Raw genomic sequence first — 14784 nt, 5'->3', positions numbered from 1 at the left:
TGCGAGGCGCCCGGGCGACCGCCGACCACCCCCGGGGTCTTCCCGTCCTACACAAACCCGCCCAACAGTGCGGGCCCGCCCTCTGTCCCCCCTGGGGGGGGGGCCCGGGGGGCCGGCCCGCCGGGCCCCCGCCCACGGTCTTACGCGTACTCCTCCGGTCCGGTCTCCCGGGCCCGGATCAGGGCCTGGGCCAGCTCCTGGACATTGCCGTAGCGCTCCTGGCGCGGCAGCCGCTCCAGGGCCTCGACGAGGGCGTCGGGCGCCTGGTGGCCGCGCAGTTCGCGGGCCAGGTCGCGCGCGCTCGCGGGGAACGACTTGCGGCCCAGGATCCGGGCCAGCTCCAGGCGTACCGACTCCAGGGACGTCGGCGCACGGCTCGGCGTCACCGGCCCGCGCGCGACCTCGGGGTCGTCCTCGGCGGCCGGCTCCGGGTCGTGCCACTCCTCACTGCGGGTGGGGTGCCCGGACCTGAGCAGCCCCTGGAGTTCATGCTTCATCTCGTCGTCACGATGGACGCTCAGCCGGTCGCTGCCTCGCTGCATTTCTCCCTCCAGACGGTCGGGGGTCCGCACCGCGTACCCGAACACCGCGAGCCGACACGGGTTCGCCACCCCGGATCGGTGTCCTCCGCACGGGTTTGCGCCACGGCCTGCGGGAGACCCGGATCACACCCCCCACTCATCTCTGGGGAAGGACACGCCATGGCGATGCTCGCTGTGCTGCTTCCGGTGCTCATGCTCGGAGTGGTGCTGCTGCTGGGCCGCTACGAGGAACTGCTGCTGCCGCAGGACGGCGCCGACCGGCGCGAACCGGCCGGCGTGCCCCCGGCGGCGGCGACCGCTACTTCTTCTCGCGCCCCGGCAGGAACTCCTGCATCTTCGCCTTGAAGCCCTGCTTGACCACCGATCCCCGGTCCGAGTCGCCCTTCAGGATCGACGCGGCGGTCGCCTCCATCTGCTCCCAGGTGGCGTGCGGCGGGATCGGTGGGACGGCCGGATCGGTCAGGAACTCGACCACCGCGGGACCGTCCGCCTCCAGCGCGGCTCGCCAGCCCGCCTCGACGTCCTCCGGCTTCTCCACCCGGATGCCGGTCAGCCCCAGGGAACGCGCGAACGCCGCGTACTGCACGTCCGGGAGCTGCTGCGACGGCAGGAACTGCGGCGCGCCCTCCATGGCCCGCATCTCCCACGTGACCTGATTCAGATCCTGGTTGTTCCACACGGCGATCACCAGCCGCGGGTCCTCCCACTGGTGGCGGTACTTCGCCGCCGTGATCAGCTCCGCCATCCCGTTCATCTGCATCGCCCCGTCGCCCACCAGCGCGATCGCGGGCCGGTCCGGGTGTGCGAACTTCGCGCCGATCACGTACGGCACCCCGCAGCCCATCGTCGCCAGGGTGCCGGAGAGCGAGCCCCGCATACCCGGCCGCATGGTCAGGTGCCGCGCGTACCAGTTGGCCGTCGAACCCGAGTCGGAGGCGACGATCGCGTTGTCCGGCAGCAGCGGGTCCAGGGCGCGGGCCACGTACTCCGGGTTGATCGGGTCGGCGTCGAGTCCCGCGCGGCGCTCCATGACCTCACGCCAGCGCGTCACGTTGGCGCACACCGTGTCGTACCACTCGCGCCCGCGGCCCTCCTCGATCAGCGGGATCAGCCGCTCCAGCGTGGCCTTCGCGTCGCCGACCAGGTTCACCTCGTACGGGTAGCGCATCCCGACCATGTGCGGATCGATGTCGATCTGCACGCCCCGCGCCTTGCCGAACTCCGGCATGAACTGGGTGTACGGGAACGACGACCCGATGGTCAGCAGCGTGTCGCAGTCCCGCATCAGCTCGTACGACGGACGCGTGCCCAGCAGGCCGATCGAGCCGGTGACGTACGGCAGTTCGTCGCTGAGGACGTCCTTGCCGAGCAGCGCCTTGGCGACACCGGCGCCGAGCAGCTCAGCGATCGACTCCACCTCGGCCCGCGCGCCGGCCGCGCCCTGGCCGACCAGGATCGCCACCTTGTCACCGGAGTTGAGGATCTCGGCGGCCCGCCGCACCGAGTCGTCGGACGGCACGGCCGTCCACGAACTGCGGTCCAGGCTGGAGGGCACCATCTTGAACTCGTGCGTCGGCGGCGAGTAGTCGAGCTCCTGCACGTCGCCGGGGATGATGATCGCGGTCGGGCAGCGGCGCGCGTACGCGGTGCGGATCGCCCGGTCCAGCACGTTCGGCAGCTGCTCCGGCACGGTCACCGTCTCCACGAAATCGGAGGCGACGTCCTTGTACAGCGAGTGCAGATCCACTTCCTGCTGGTAGGAGCCGCCCATCGCGGTGCGGTGCGTCTGGCCGACGATCGCCAGCACCGGAACATGGTCCAGTTTGGCGTCGTACAGGCCATTCAGGAGATGGATCGCGCCCGGCCCGGACGTGGCCGTGCACACTCCGAGACGGCCGCTGAACTTGGCGTACCCGACCGCCTGGAACGCCGACATCTCCTCGTGCCGCGACTGCACGAAACGGGGCTCGTTCTCGGCCCGGCCCCATGCGGCGAGCAGGCCGTTGATGCCGTCGCCCGGATAACCGAAGACCTGCTCGACCCCCCACTCGCGCAACCGCTCAAGGACGTGGTCGGAGACCTTGGTGCTCATGTACGACCTCCCGGACGTATGGGGACAGAGCCATCGGTACGAGTCACCCTGCGCGACGGGGGAAAACCTCTCCGGGTTTGCGGGCGGGGGCCGGGGGCAGGCGCACCTCAGTGCTTCGGACAGGAGGCACGTCCGTGGGAGCGGCGAATCGCGCCGCCACCGGCGCTCCTGGTCCGCACCCAGTCGACGCGCTCCCACGGTGACCGTCCAACCCAGAGCACCTGCAAGGGAATTGCGACGCATCATGCCGATCCACACCAGCGCGAAGCAGCACCCCCACGACGACGCCCCCGACACCGCCGACGCCTTCCGCAGGCTCGCCACACTCCCCGACGGACCCGAGCGCGACGCGCTCCGCGACGAGATCGTCGAGGCCTGGCTGCCCATGGCCGACCGTCTCGCCGGACGCTTCCGCAGCCGCGGCGAGAGCTTCGAGGACCTGCGCCAGGTCGCGGCCCTCGGCCTGGTCAAGGCCGTCGACCGGTACGACCCCGAGCTCGGCAACGCCTTCGAGAGCTACGCCGTGCCCACCATCACCGGCGAGATCAAGCGCCACTTCCGGGACCACATGTGGACCCTGCACGTACCTCGCCGCGTCCAGGACCTGCGCAATCGCGTCCGGTTCGCCTCCCAGGACCTCTCCCAGACCATCTCCGGCCGGCGGCCCACCGTGGCGGAGATCGCCGAGCACGCGAAGCTGAGCGAGGAGGACGTCAGGACCGGCCTGGAGGCGCTGGAGAGCTTCACCGCCCTGTCCCTGGACGCGGAGCTGCCCGGCAGCGAGGACGGGTACTCGCTGAGCGACGCGCTCGGGTCGCCGGATCCGGCGCTGGACACGGTCGTGGACCGTGAGGCGGTGAAGTCGCGGCTGGCGGCGCTGCCGGAGCGGGAGCGGGCGATTCTGTACATGCGGTTCTTCGGGGACATGACGCAGAGCCGGATCGCCGAGGAGCTGGGGATCTCGCAGATGCATGTGTCCCGGCTGATCAGCCGGTGCTGCGGTCGGGTCCGGGAGCAGGTCATGCGGGATGTCGCCTAGCGCCGTGGGGGTTGTTCGCGGGTTGCGTGTGCGGGCCGTTCGTGGCTGGTCGCGCAGTTCCCCGCGCCCCTGAGAGGGACGTACCGAATCACCCGGTTGGCGGGTGCTGTCCCGCTAATGGGGTCCGGGCGCGCGCGGCGTTGCAGCGGGCGGGCTGTGATGGCAGAGGGGCATCCTGCCGTCGCCCGAAGGAGTTCGGTCCATGCGCCGTACCCGCCACGCACTCTTCGTTGCCGTTCTGGCCGGCTCGGCCCTGGTCGGGTTCGTTCCGGTCGTGGCCGCCGAACCCGCCGCCGAGGTCAGTCCGGCCACCGTGGAGCCCGGCGGCACGCTCACCGTCTCGGTCAGCTGTGATCCGACCGGGGGGCCGCCGCCCGACAGCATCGACGCGACCTCGCAGGCCTTCGACGAGGGGACGGTCCCGTTGCGCAAGGTGACCGGCAACGACGACGAGGTGTCCGGCCCGGCGTACCGGGGCACGGCCCGTATCGCTCCCGCGGACAACTTCGAGGGCGATCCCGACGCCCTCGGCGAGGACTCGGCCTGGACCGTCGACGGCACCTGCCCGGCCGCCCCCGGCGGGGAGGGCAAGCAGTGGAGCGCGACATTCACCGTGGCCCACGGCGGTGGCCACCACAAGCCGTCTCACCACCCGACGCACGAGCCCTCCCACCGGCCCACCCACAAGCCCTGCCCCGAGGAACACCGCGACGAACCGCGGCATCACTCCGCCGAGTGCGGGGCAGCGGTCGTCCAGCGCGGGGTACGCGCCGGTGACGGCGGTGCCTTCTCCGACTCCGTGCCCGCCCTGGTCGCGGGCGGAGTGCTGATCGCGGGCGCGTTCGGTGCCGCCGTGCACCGGCTGCGCAACCGGGAGAGCGACCCGTACCGCTGAGCCCCGGCGCGCACCACCACCCCGGAAGCCCCCCGCTTCCCCGGCCCGGCCCGCTCATGCTGTGACCGTCACAACCTGGCCGGGCGCCCATGGGGCGACGGCGCCATGGGTACTCAGTGGCCGAGGGCGCGCACGATACGGCTCGGGCGAGGGCGACAGGACACGGCACCAGGCACTGCGGAGGTACGGATGCGGCGGACGGACCCGGAAGGCCACGGCCCCGTCCGGTTCGGGCCGCCGCTCCCCGACGACGGACTGGCCGTGCTGCCGGAGCTGTCCGCCGTGCTCGCCGCCGCGGCGTCCCGGGGCGACCACGAGCCGGTCGGCGGGGGAGAGGCCCTGCGGGAGGCGGCCTGCGGCTACTGGGACCGGCGCGGACTGCACTGCGACCCCGGCCGGGTGGCCGCCGGGCCGGGCGCGCCCGCGCTGCTGCTCGCCCTGACGGCCGCCCTCGGCGGTGACGTCCTGGTGCCGAGACCCTGCGCCGCCTGGTGGGCGCCGTACGCCCGCCTGCTGGGACGCCCCGTCTTCCACGTGCCGGCCCCGCCGGAGAGCGGCGGGGTGCCCGATCCGTACGCCCTGCTGGAGACCGTGCGCCGGGTCCGCGCCGAAGGCGGTGATCCGCGCTTGCTGGTGCTGTCCGTCGCCGACGACCCGACGGCCACCGTCGCCCCTCCCGAACTGCTGCACGAGACCGTCGAGGCCGCCCAGGGGGAGGGCCTGCACCTCGTCAGCGACGAGACCTGGCGCGACACCCTGCACGACCCGCACGACACCGTGCTGCTCAGCCCCGCCGAGATGCTGCCCGACCGGGTCACCGTCGTCACCGACCTGGCCGGGGCCTTCCTCCCGCCCGGCTGGCCGGCCGCGGTGACCCGCTTCCCGGCCGGCGAGGACGCCGACGGCCTCCACGCGCGCGTGCTCGACGTCCTCACCGCGCTCGACGCCCGGGTCGCCGCCCCCGTCGCCTCGGCGGCGGCCCACGCGCTGAGGGAACCGGAACCGGTCACCGCGCGCATCGCCGCCACCGTGCGCCTGCACGCGCGCCTGGCCGCCGAGGCGCACGCCGCCGTCGTCGCGGCCGGCGCCCTCGCCCGGCCTCCACAGGCCGGCCGCCATCTGTACGTCGACCTCGCTCCGCTGCGCCCCGCGCTGGACGCGCACGCCATCGGCGACGCTCAGGAACTGGAGGACTTCCTCGCCGCCCGCCTCGGTATGCCCGCGCCCGGCGGCCACCGCTTCGGCGACGAGCTCGAAGCCCCGCGCGTGCGGCTTTCGACCGGCGCACTGCTGCTCGGCTCCGCCACGGAACGCGCGGAATGCCTCACCTCACCCACGCCGTTGGAACTGCCACACGTGCAGCGTGCGTTGATCCAACTGAAGTCGGTCTTCGACGATCTCCGCGACGACGCTCAGCGATGGGAGCCTCCTCGATGACGCAGCAGTCCGAGTCGACCGCGAGCACGACCACTCGGGAAGCCGGCGACGCGGCCCTCCCGTCCCCCCTCGCGCCCCCGTACCCGCCGCTGGCCGAACCGAGACCACTGGCCGAGCGCCGGGTGTGGCCGCGCACGTTCCACGACCGGCTGACCGCCCCGCTGCCCGGCCTGAGGGCCATGGCCCGCTTCGCCCGGGAGGGCGCCGTCAGGCCGGGCCCGGAAGGCCTCCGCGACATCCCCCGGCTCCCCTACGCCCCCGGCCCGCTGCCCCGCGTCGACGCCCGCACGGTCGCCGTGACCTGGGCGGGACACGCCAGCTGGGTCCTGAGCATCGGCGGGCTCACGGTCCTCACCGACCCGGTCTGGTCCCGCCGGATCCTCGGCACCCCGGCCCGCATCACCCCCGTGGGCGTCCCCTGGGAGGCGCTGCCCCGCGTCGACGCCGTCGTCATCAGCCACAACCACTACGACCACCTGGACGCCCCCACGCTGCGCCGCCTCCCGCGCGACACCCCGGTGTTCGTCCCGGCCGGCCTGGCCCGCTGGTTCCACCGCCGCCGCTTCACCCGTGTCACGGAGCTCGACTGGTGGGAGGCGGCTGAACTCGACGGCGTCCGCTTCGACTTCGTCCCGTCCCACCACTGGTCCAAGCGCACCCTCACCGACACCTGCCGCAGCCTGTGGGGCGGCTGGGTCCTGACCGACCAGGAGGGGCAGCGGGTCTACTTCGCGGGCGACACGGGCTACGGCCACTGGTTCTCCCGCATCGGCCGCCGCTACCCCGGTATCGACCTCGCCCTCCTCCCCATCGGCGCCTACGACCCCCGCTGGTGGCTCAGCGACGTCCACTGCGACCCGGAGGAGGCGGTCCGCGCGGCCCAGGACCTGGGAGCGACCAGGATGGCCCCCATGCACTGGGCCACCTTCGTCCTGTCGGCGGAACCGGTCCTGGAGCCCCTCACGAGGGTACGGACGGCATGGGAGAAAACGGGCCTGCCCCGAGAAAACCTGTGGGACATGCCGGTCGGCGCTTCCAGGGTCCTTTAGCTATGTAGGGGCGCGGGGAACTGCGCGACCAGCCACACACAACCCGCGCTCCGACGACGACCACTGCCCCTACGGCGCTACCGAACCCGCCGCACCACACTCGGCACCACACTGATCAGCAAGGTCAGCGCGATCGCCGCGACCACACCCTCCCACGGCTCATCGAACAACGACCCCCCGAGAATCCCGATCAGCTGATACGTCACGGCCCAGGCCAGACAGGCCGGCAGATTCCCCCGGGAAAACCTCCGCAGCGGCCACTTCGCCATCAGACACGCCAGCATCACCGGAATCCGTCCCGCCGGCACCAGCCGCGACAGCACCAGCACCGCCACACCGTGCTCGGCGAGTTTCGTCTGCGCCTGCTCCAGCCGGTCCTCGGGCGCCCGCGCCCGGAGCGCCTCCAGCCAGCGCGAGCCGTTCTTCGACTTCATCCCGCGCCGCCCGAGCCAGTACAGCGCCGCGTCGCCGAGGAACGCCGCCAGCGACGCCGTCACGAACACCATCGCCAGCGAGAACGGCGCCGTCTGGTGGACGGCGACCACGGCCGCCGAACTCACCAGCGCGCCCGTCGGGATCACCGGTACCAGCGCCCCGACCAGCACCAGCACGAAAAGCGTCGGATAACCGATCGCCTGCTGCGTGGACTCCGGCACGACGGACGCCGGGGTGACGGCCGACGCCGCGAGCAGAGGTATCGCGGCCTGCTCCACGGGCCCGGTCGGGATCACCGCGCGACCTCGAGGCGCACGCTCTCCCCGTGCCCGAGCCGGTGCACCGCCACGCCGGGCGCGTGCCGCGCGGCGAGCCGCACGAACTCGTCACCCGGCGCATGGAACTCATGGGGGCGCACGGCGTCCATCCCGATCGGCCAGTACGTGCCGTAGTGCACCGGCACCGCACTGCGCGGCGCCAGCCGTGCCAGCGCCTGGGCCGCCCGGCCCGCGTCCAGATGGCCCTCGCCCAGATACGGCCCCCAGCCGCCCACCGGCAGCAGTGCCACCTCGACCGGCCCGACCTCCTCGGCCATGTCGTCGAACAGCCCGGTGTCCCCGGCGAAGTACGTCCGGGCCTCGCCGGCGACGACGTAGCCGAGCGCGGGGGAGCGGTGCCGCCCGAACGGCAGCCGGCGTCCGTCGTGCCGCGCGGGCACGGCCCGTACGACGATGTCGCCGACCGGGGTCTCGTCCCCGGGCGCCACCTCGCTGACGTGCAGGTGCGCGAGCCGGCGCAGCCCCGGCACCGCCCGGTGTGCGCCCCGGGGCACGAGCAGGCGCGTGCCCGGAGCGAGCCGCATCAGCGACGGCACATGCAGGTGGTCGGCGTGCAGATGCGAGACCAGCGCGACATCCGCCTGGTGGGCGCCGGGAGGCGGCAGGTCTCCGCGCCGGCGCCGCAGGTGCGCGAGCCGGCGCGCGAACAGCGGATCGGTGAGCACGCGTACGTTCGAGTCCTCGACCGTGCAAGTGGCGTGACCCCACCAGGTGATCTCCACCGGCACTTCTTTGCCCCCTTCGCGCGACTCCCCGAAGCCTACGTGCAGGAGTAGGGTCGGCGGCGAAACCGGAGGTGAGGGGGGACGCCATGGTGCCGGTCCGGGTCACGGCGATCGCGAGTCTGACGCCGCTGGAGGAGCTCGACGACGATCCGTTCCTCGTCGACTCCCGCAGCCAGCACGCGATGTGCGCCCGCTGGGCCGCCGAGCGGGGCTATGTGATCAGCCGGGAGTTACTGGTCCGGGGACTGCGTCCCGACCACTGCGCGCTGTGGGACGGCGTCCGCCCCGGCCTGGACCTGTTCGTGGCACCCAGCCGGAGAGTGCTGGAGAGCGCGCTCGCCTCCGTCGAGGAGTTCACCGCGGAGTGCGCGCGGCGCGGGGTACGTGTCGAGACGGTCGGGCACGCGGAGCCGGCGTACGACGCGGCGATGAAGGCGTGCGTGCACCGCCGGCTGTCGATGCCGACCGCCGGCTACGACGGGCGCTGACGCGACGGTCCGGGGGACACCAGGCGTCCGCGGAGCGTTGTGGCACTGTGGGTGAGGGTCCGTGGTCGCGACGGGCCGGGACGTGAGGTGGCTGGGCGTGCGGGGCGTGCGGTGGCGGCGGGTCGCCAGTCAGGTCGGGCGGAGCGTCGCCGTGTGGGCGGTCTCCACCCTCACCATGCTCGTGCTCGCCGGGATCCTGCCCGACTTCCGGCTCCGCTCGGCCGACGGCGACAGCGCGACCGACATCGCCGTCAAGGCGGCCTTCGGCGCCGGCGCCTTCGGTCTGCTGTCGGCCGTGGTCTGGCCGTTGCTCGTCCGGCTCCTGCTCCTCGTACCGGCGCTCGTGCTCGGGCTGCTGGTGTTCTTCCTCAACGGCGCGCTGCTGCTGCTCGCCCTGCGCCTCGACCCCGGGGAGCGCGGCAGCGCCGCCCCGGAGACCGCCGTCGTGGTCGCCGCCGTGATGTCCGCCGTGGCGTCCGCGACCGGCGCCGCCCTGGCCGTGCGCGACGACGACGCCTACCGGCGCAGGCTGTACCGCCTCTCCGACCGCCGCCGTCGCAGGTCGGGGCCGCCCTGCCCGTCCACCCCCGGCACGGTCTTCCTGCAACTCGACGGCGTCGGCCACGACGTCCTGCTGGACGCGGTCGCCAAGGGCCTGATGCCCACCGCCGCCCACTGGCTCGGCATCGGCGACGGCGCCCGCACCACCCACCGGCTCACCCCGTGGCGCACCGACTGGTCCAGCCAGACCGGCGCCAGCCAGCTCGGCATCCTGCACGGCAGCAACCACGACGTCCCCGCGTTCCGCTGGTACGAGAAGGACACCCGCGAGGTCGTCGTGTGCAACCGCCCGACCAGCGCCGCCGAACTCCAGCGCCGCGCCGCCGGATACGCGGGCCACGGCGGTCTGCTCGCCGTCGACGGCGCCAGCCGCGGCAACCTGTTCAGCGGCGGCGCCGAGCAGCAGGCCCTCGTGCTGTCCGTCGCCGGCCGCCGCAGCCGGGAGAACCGCTCCCGGGCGGGCTACTTCGCCTACTTCTCCGACCCGGCCAACGCCGTGCGCACGGCCCTGTCCTTCGTCGCCGAGGTGGGCCGTGAGATCGGCCAGTCCACCCGGACCCGCCTCGGCAAGCAGCGCCCGCGCGTCTCCCGCGGCGGCCTCTACCCGCTCGTGAGGGCCTTCGCCACCGTCGTCGAGCGGGACGTCGTCGTGGCCGCCGTGACGGGCGACATGCTCGCCGGCCGCACCGCCGTCTACGCCGACCTCGTGGCCTACGACGAGGTCGCCCACCACTCCGGCCCGGCGAGCCGCGACGCGCGGAAGGTCCTCGAACGCCTCGACCGCTCCCTCGCCCTGATCGAGAACGTCGCCGAGCACGCCCCGCGCCCGTACCGGATCGTCGTGCTGTCCGACCACGGCCAGAGCCCCGGCGAGACCTTCCGCTCCCGCTACGGCCTCACCCTCGGCGACCTGGTGCGGGCCGGCTGCGGACTGCCCGTGCCGCGCCGCGCGGAGCGCACCCGCAGCGGGACGGAGGCCCGCGCCGCCGTGCGCGCCGCCCTGCGCATCCCCGTCGAGGAACACGGCGAGGAGCACCGCCCCACACGCCGCTCGGAACCGATCGTGCTGGCCTCCGGCAACCTCGGCCTGGTCTCCTTCCCGGACGTCACGCACCGCATGAGCAAGGAGGAGATCGACGCCCGCCACCCCGCGCTGCTGCCGACCCTCGCCAACCACCCCGGCATCGGCTTCCTGCTGGTCCGCAGCGACGAGCACGGCGGGGTCGTCCTCGGCGCGTACGGCGCCGAGATACCGCTGGCCGACCTCGACGACAACCCGGGCCCGCTCGCCCCGTTCGGCCCGGGCGCCGCCGACGCGGTACGCCGCACCCACTCCTTCCCGCACACCGCCGACATCATGGTCAACTCCTTCCACGACCCGGCCGACGGCGAAGTCCTCGCCTTCGAGGAACAGATCGGCTCCCACGGCGGCCTCGGCGGCGAACAGGGCAAACCCTTCCTGCTGTCGCCGCTCGGCTTCTCCGCGCCGGTCGGCGAGGGGGAGGAACTCGTCGGCGCCGAGCACGTCCACCGCGTCCTGCGCCGCTGGATGCGCGAGTCGGACGGCCCCCAGGTGCCGCTGGAGAGCAGCGAGGAGCGCGCCGCCTGAAATTGGGCTGCGACCGGGAAGCCGTACGCACAAACTGGTGCGGTTCGTCTTCCCGCACCCCTTTTCGAGGAGAACCTGCGTTGCAGGCCGCCGTCACCGTCACTCCCGCCCGCATCCCGGAGCTGCTGCTCGGTCTCGCCACCGTCCGGCCGGTCTTCATCTGGGGCGCACCCGGCATCGGGAAGTCATCCCTGGTACGGGCGTTCGCCGAGTCGCTCGGCCTGGAGTGCGTGAGCCTGCTGGGCACCCAGCTGGCGCCCGAGGACCTCATCGGCGTACCGCAGATCCGCGACGGCCGCTCGGTGTTCTGCCCGCCGGAGGCGATCGCCCGGGACGAGCCGTACTGCCTGTTCCTCGACGAGCTCAACGCGGCCACGCCGGACGTGCAGAAGGCGTTCTACTCGCTGATCCTCGACCGCCGCATCGGCAGCTACGAACTGCCCAAGGGCTCGATCGTCATCGGCGCCGGCAACCGCGCCACCGACAACGCGCTCGCCCGGCCCATCGCCTCCGCACTCGTCAACCGCCTCACCCACGTGCACCTGGAGGCATCCGCCAAGGACTGGCTGACCTGGGCCGGCGGCAACGGCATCCACCCCTGGATCGTGGACCACCTCACCGACCGGCCCGACCACCTGTGGTCCAAGCCGCCGAAGACGGAGGAGCCGTTCTCCACGCCCCGTTCCTGGCACATGCTCTCCGACGCCCTGCACTCCTTCGGCCGCGACCTCGACGAGGAGACGCTGCGGGTGCTCGCACACGGCACGCTGACGCCCGCGCACGCGCAGGCCTTCTGCGGCTACGTCAAGATCGTGCGCAGCCGGTTCGGCATCGAGGCGATCCTCAAGGGCGACGCCCGCTGGCCGAACCGCCCGGAGGACCGCGACCTGCTCTTCTACCTCGCCGACTCCTTCCGCGGCCGCCTGATCAAGGAACTGCCCGCGAGCAAGGAGCACATGTCGGCGAACGGCCGCCAGACCGCCTACCGCGCCAAGTCGCTCCTGGTGCAGCTCGCCGAGATATCCGTTGAGGTCGCCCAGACCGTCATCGCCTCCGACAACGACGGCAACCCCGTGCTGCCCTCCTGGTTCCTCGTCGAGGCGGCGCGGGACATGCCCCGGCTGGTGGAGGCCCGCCGGTGAGCCGCGGCCGCGGCAAGGACCAGCGGAAGAAGAAGCGGGACCTCGCGGGCGAGGCCTTCGCCGAGGGAATGCGGCTGATGCGGACGAACCCCGCCCTCGCCGCCGTGGAGTTCGACGTCTGCCGCCAGGAGGAGTGCCGCCTCGCGCCCCGCCACGGACTCGTCGTCGTCGACTCCGACGGTGATCTGCACGTCCACCCGGACCGCCTCGCCGAGCCCGCCGCCTGGGCCTGGGCGCTCGCCCACGCCGTTCTCCACCTCGGCTTCGGGCACGTCCCGGCGGTGAAGGGCGACCGCGTGCAGCCCGACCGCTTCGACCTCGCCGCCCGCTGCGTCGTCGTCAACCGCTTCCTGCTCGGCTTCACCGTCGGCGAGACCCCGGAGCACCTGCCCGCCTCCTACCCGGACGGCGACGAGGAGCAGCTCGCCGCCCGCTGGCGGCGCGACGGACTGCCCCCCGTGTACGAGCGCTGCGGTACGGCGGGCGACGCGCCCGACCAGGTGCTGGTGCACTGGGTGGGCTGGTCCCGGCCGCCCGACTGGCAGCTGGCCTTCGCCGGCGCCCTGACCCGGACCGTGTCCGCCGCGATGGACATGGCGGGCGGCCGCCGCGACAGCCTGGACGGCGAGGCGCCCCTGCTGCGTCCCTGGCAGCGGGCGCTGAGCTGGTTCATCTCCTCCTACCCGCTGCTCGGCGGTATCGCCTCCGGCATCAAGCTGGTCGCCGACGCCGAACTCGCCCGCGCCCACGGCATCGCGATCGCCGCCGTCAACGCCGAGGCCGGCGAGATCTACGTCAACCCGCTGCGGCAGTTCGACGACGAGGAGTGGCGGTTCGTCCTGGCCCACGAGATGCTGCACGCCGCCCTGCGCCACGGCGACCGCTGCGGCACCCGCGACCCCTACCTGTTCAATGTCGCCTGCGACTACGTGATCAACGGCTGGCTGACCGAGATGCAGGTCGGCACCATGCCCGAGGGGCTGCTGCACGACCCGGGGCTCGCGGGCCTGTCCGCGGAGGAGGTGTACGACCGGATCGCCGGCGACCTGCGCCGCATGCGCCGTCTGGCCACCCCGCGCGGCAAGGGCGTCGGCGACGTGCTCGGCGCGCCGCTCGGCCCGCCCCGCGACTACGTCGACCTGGACGGGTTCTACCGCCGCGGCCTCGCCCAGGGCCTCGACCTGCACCAGCGGCAGGAACGCGGCTTCCTGCCCGGCGGCCTGGTCGAGGAGATCCGCGCGCTCAGCCACCCGCCGCTGCCGTGGGACGCGCGGCTCGCCCGCTGGTTCGACGAGTTCGTGCCCCGCCCCGAGCCCGTCCGCTCCTTCGCCCGCCCCTCACGGCGCCAGGCGGCCACGCCCGGCATCCCGCGCGCCGGGCGGTACTTCCCGCCCGAGGAGATCGCACGCTGCACCTTCGGGGTGGTCCTCGACACCTCCGGCTCCATGGACCGCGTCCTGCTCGGCAAGGCACTGGGCGCCATCGCCTCCTACGCCGAGGCCCGGGACGTACCGGCCGCCCGGGTCGTGTTCTGCGACGCGGCCCCGCACGACGCCGGCTATCTGCCGGTCACCGAGATCGCCGGCCGGGTGCGCGTGCACGGCCGCGGCGGCACCGTCCTGCAACCCGGCATCGACCTGCTGCACCGCGCCGACGACTTCCCGCCCGGCGCGCCCGTCCTGATCATCACCGACGGCTGGTGCGACGTCCTACGGGTGCGGCGCGAGCACGCGTACCTGATCCCGCAGGGGGCGCGGCTGCCGTTCAGTGCCAGAGGGCCGGTCTTCCGCGTGAGTTGAACCGGAGTGTGATCGGATAGTGGCCAGGAACCGGTCACGGTTCCGGATACTCATCGAAAGGATGCGACATGGCAGCCACGCGCTCCGCACACACCGTTTGGGAAGGCAACCTCTTCAAGGGCAACGGCGTCGTCACCTTCGACTCCTCCGGCATCCTCGCCGAGCAGCCGGTCTCCTGGGCGGCCCGTACCGAGGAGCCGGGCGGGAAGACCAGCCCGGAGGAGCTGATCGCCGCCGCCCACTCCAGCTGCTTCTCGATGGCCTTCTCCAACATCCTCGACAAGGCCGGCACGCCGCCGACCAAGCTGGTGACCTCCGCCGACGTCACCTTCCAGCCCGGCGAGGGCATCACCGGCATCCACCTCACCGTCGAGGGCACCGTCCCCGGCATGGACGAGGCGGCCTTCCTCGCCGCCGCCGAGGAGGCCAAGGTCGGCTGCCCGGTCAGCCAGGCCCTCAAGGCCACGCCCATCACCCTGACCGCCAAGCTCGCCTGAAACAGCCCCACCCGCGTCGCGGGGGGCCCCCCCCCCCCGGGGGGGGGCCCCCCGGGGGGGGTTGGCCCCCACCCGCCCGGGGGTTGAACCAAACCGCCGAACCCCCCCCGCCGCGACGTAAACCCATAAGGCGCGG

14 protein-coding genes are annotated in these 14784 nt (G+C 73.2%); 10 read left to right on the top strand and 4 right to left on the bottom strand.

What is annotated here, in order from left to right; genetic code table 11:
* Nucleotides 1-140 precede the first annotated feature (140 nt).
* The gene (locus ACZ3I3_RS41120; protein WP_467372995.1) at nucleotides 141-542 is read right to left on the bottom strand and encodes a DUF2795 domain-containing protein; all 402 of its coding nucleotides are present in this window, start codon (nucleotides 540-542) and stop codon (nucleotides 141-143) included.
* Between the two features lie 159 nt (nucleotides 543-701).
* On the opposite strand from ACZ3I3_RS41120, the gene ACZ3I3_RS41115 reads away from it, so the two are divergent.
* A complete protein-coding gene (locus tag ACZ3I3_RS41115; protein ID WP_467372989.1) occupies nucleotides 702-887 on the top strand; it encodes a hypothetical protein in 186 nt (61 codons plus the stop codon).
* On the opposite strand, the gene ACZ3I3_RS41110 is transcribed toward ACZ3I3_RS41115, so the two are convergent.
* Nucleotides 841-2634 carry a thiamine pyrophosphate-requiring protein gene (locus ACZ3I3_RS41110; RefSeq protein ID WP_467372987.1) on the bottom strand — a complete coding sequence of 598 codons (1794 nt, stop codon included), beginning with the start codon at nucleotides 2632-2634 and terminating at the stop codon, nucleotides 841-843. The genes ACZ3I3_RS41115 and ACZ3I3_RS41110 overlap by 47 nt on opposite strands.
* 244 nt (nucleotides 2635-2878) lie before the next feature.
* On the opposite strand from ACZ3I3_RS41110, the gene ACZ3I3_RS41105 reads away from it, so the two are divergent.
* The 4 genes from ACZ3I3_RS41105 to ACZ3I3_RS41090 all read left to right on the top strand — a co-directional run bounded on the left by ACZ3I3_RS41105 (nucleotide 2879) and on the right by ACZ3I3_RS41090 (nucleotide 7054).
* Nucleotides 2879-3673, top strand: a complete 795-nt coding sequence (locus ACZ3I3_RS41105; protein ID WP_467372986.1) for an RNA polymerase sigma factor SigF — start codon at nucleotides 2879-2881, stop codon at nucleotides 3671-3673.
* A gap of 202 nt (nucleotides 3674-3875) precedes the next feature.
* Nucleotides 3876-4568: a hypothetical protein gene (locus ACZ3I3_RS41100; RefSeq protein WP_467372985.1), complete on the top strand. Its 693-nt coding sequence runs from the start codon at nucleotides 3876-3878 to the stop codon at nucleotides 4566-4568.
* Between the two features lie 189 nt (nucleotides 4569-4757).
* Nucleotides 4758-6005: an aminotransferase class I/II-fold pyridoxal phosphate-dependent enzyme gene (locus ACZ3I3_RS41095; protein WP_467372984.1), complete on the top strand. Its 1248-nt coding sequence runs from the start codon at nucleotides 4758-4760 to the stop codon at nucleotides 6003-6005.
* Nucleotides 6002-7054, top strand: coding sequence for an MBL fold metallo-hydrolase (locus tag ACZ3I3_RS41090; protein ID WP_467372982.1), 1053 nt, complete (start codon nucleotides 6002-6004; stop codon nucleotides 7052-7054). The genes ACZ3I3_RS41095 and ACZ3I3_RS41090 overlap by 4 nt, the downstream gene beginning before the upstream one ends.
* A 77-nt stretch (nucleotides 7055-7131) precedes the next feature.
* Here ACZ3I3_RS41090 and ACZ3I3_RS41085 read toward each other — a convergent pair whose 3' ends face one another.
* Entirely contained in the window at nucleotides 7132-7767 is a 636-nt protein-coding gene (locus ACZ3I3_RS41085) for a DedA family protein (RefSeq protein WP_467372980.1), read from the bottom strand.
* A gap of 14 nt (nucleotides 7768-7781) precedes the next feature.
* Entirely contained in the window at nucleotides 7782-8555 is a 774-nt protein-coding gene (locus ACZ3I3_RS41080; protein ID WP_467372978.1) for an MBL fold metallo-hydrolase, read from the bottom strand.
* Between the two features lie 83 nt (nucleotides 8556-8638).
* Between ACZ3I3_RS41080 and ACZ3I3_RS41075 the strand changes: the two genes are divergently transcribed.
* From ACZ3I3_RS41075 to ACZ3I3_RS41055, 5 genes are all read left to right on the top strand, one after another.
* On the top strand, nucleotides 8639-9040 hold the full coding sequence (locus ACZ3I3_RS41075) for a hypothetical protein (RefSeq protein WP_086599425.1): 402 nt from the start codon (nucleotides 8639-8641) through the stop codon (nucleotides 9038-9040).
* Between the two features lie 97 nt (nucleotides 9041-9137).
* A complete protein-coding gene (locus ACZ3I3_RS41070; RefSeq protein WP_467372993.1) occupies nucleotides 9138-11210 on the top strand; it encodes a phage holin family protein in 2073 nt (690 codons plus the stop codon).
* 80 nt (nucleotides 11211-11290) lie between these two features.
* Complete coding sequence (locus ACZ3I3_RS41065) at nucleotides 11291-12352, top strand: ATP-binding protein (protein ID WP_467372976.1); 1062 nt, start codon at nucleotides 11291-11293, stop codon at nucleotides 12350-12352.
* Between the two features lie 68 nt (nucleotides 12353-12420).
* The gene (locus ACZ3I3_RS41060; RefSeq protein WP_467372991.1) at nucleotides 12421-14151 is read left to right on the top strand and encodes a vWA domain-containing protein; all 1731 of its coding nucleotides are present in this window, start codon (nucleotides 12421-12423) and stop codon (nucleotides 14149-14151) included.
* Between the two features lie 68 nt (nucleotides 14152-14219).
* Entirely contained in the window at nucleotides 14220-14648 is a 429-nt protein-coding gene (locus ACZ3I3_RS41055) for an OsmC family peroxiredoxin (protein ID WP_037668927.1), read from the top strand.
* Nucleotides 14649-14784: the final 136 nt, after the last annotated feature.

The sequence above is a fragment of the Streptomyces sp. NPDC016851 genome, assembly GCF_055562795.1.
The sequence above is the reverse complement of the archived record's forward strand: the minus strand, read 5'-3'. Positions and strand labels throughout refer to the sequence as shown.

Coding starts and splice junctions, on each gene's coding strand:
- ACZ3I3_RS41120 (WP_467372995.1), bottom strand. CDS start 542: ATGCAGCGAGGCAGCGACCGGCTGAGCGTCCATCGTGACGACGAGATG.
- ACZ3I3_RS41115 (WP_467372989.1), top strand. CDS start 702: ATGGCGATGCTCGCTGTGCTGCTTCCGGTGCTCATGCTCGGAGTGGTG.
- ACZ3I3_RS41110 (WP_467372987.1), bottom strand. CDS start 2,634: ATGAGCACCAAGGTCTCCGACCACGTCCTTGAGCGGTTGCGCGAGTGG.
- ACZ3I3_RS41105 (WP_467372986.1), top strand. CDS start 2,879: ATGCCGATCCACACCAGCGCGAAGCAGCACCCCCACGACGACGCCCCC.
- ACZ3I3_RS41100 (WP_467372985.1), top strand. CDS start 3,876: ATGCGCCGTACCCGCCACGCACTCTTCGTTGCCGTTCTGGCCGGCTCG.
- ACZ3I3_RS41095 (WP_467372984.1), top strand. CDS start 4,758: ATGCGGCGGACGGACCCGGAAGGCCACGGCCCCGTCCGGTTCGGGCCG.
- ACZ3I3_RS41090 (WP_467372982.1), top strand. CDS start 6,002: ATGACGCAGCAGTCCGAGTCGACCGCGAGCACGACCACTCGGGAAGCC.
- ACZ3I3_RS41075 (WP_086599425.1), top strand. CDS start 8,639: ATGGTGCCGGTCCGGGTCACGGCGATCGCGAGTCTGACGCCGCTGGAG.
- ACZ3I3_RS41060 (WP_467372991.1), top strand. CDS start 12,421: ATGCGGCTGATGCGGACGAACCCCGCCCTCGCCGCCGTGGAGTTCGAC.
- ACZ3I3_RS41055 (WP_037668927.1), top strand. CDS start 14,220: ATGGCAGCCACGCGCTCCGCACACACCGTTTGGGAAGGCAACCTCTTC.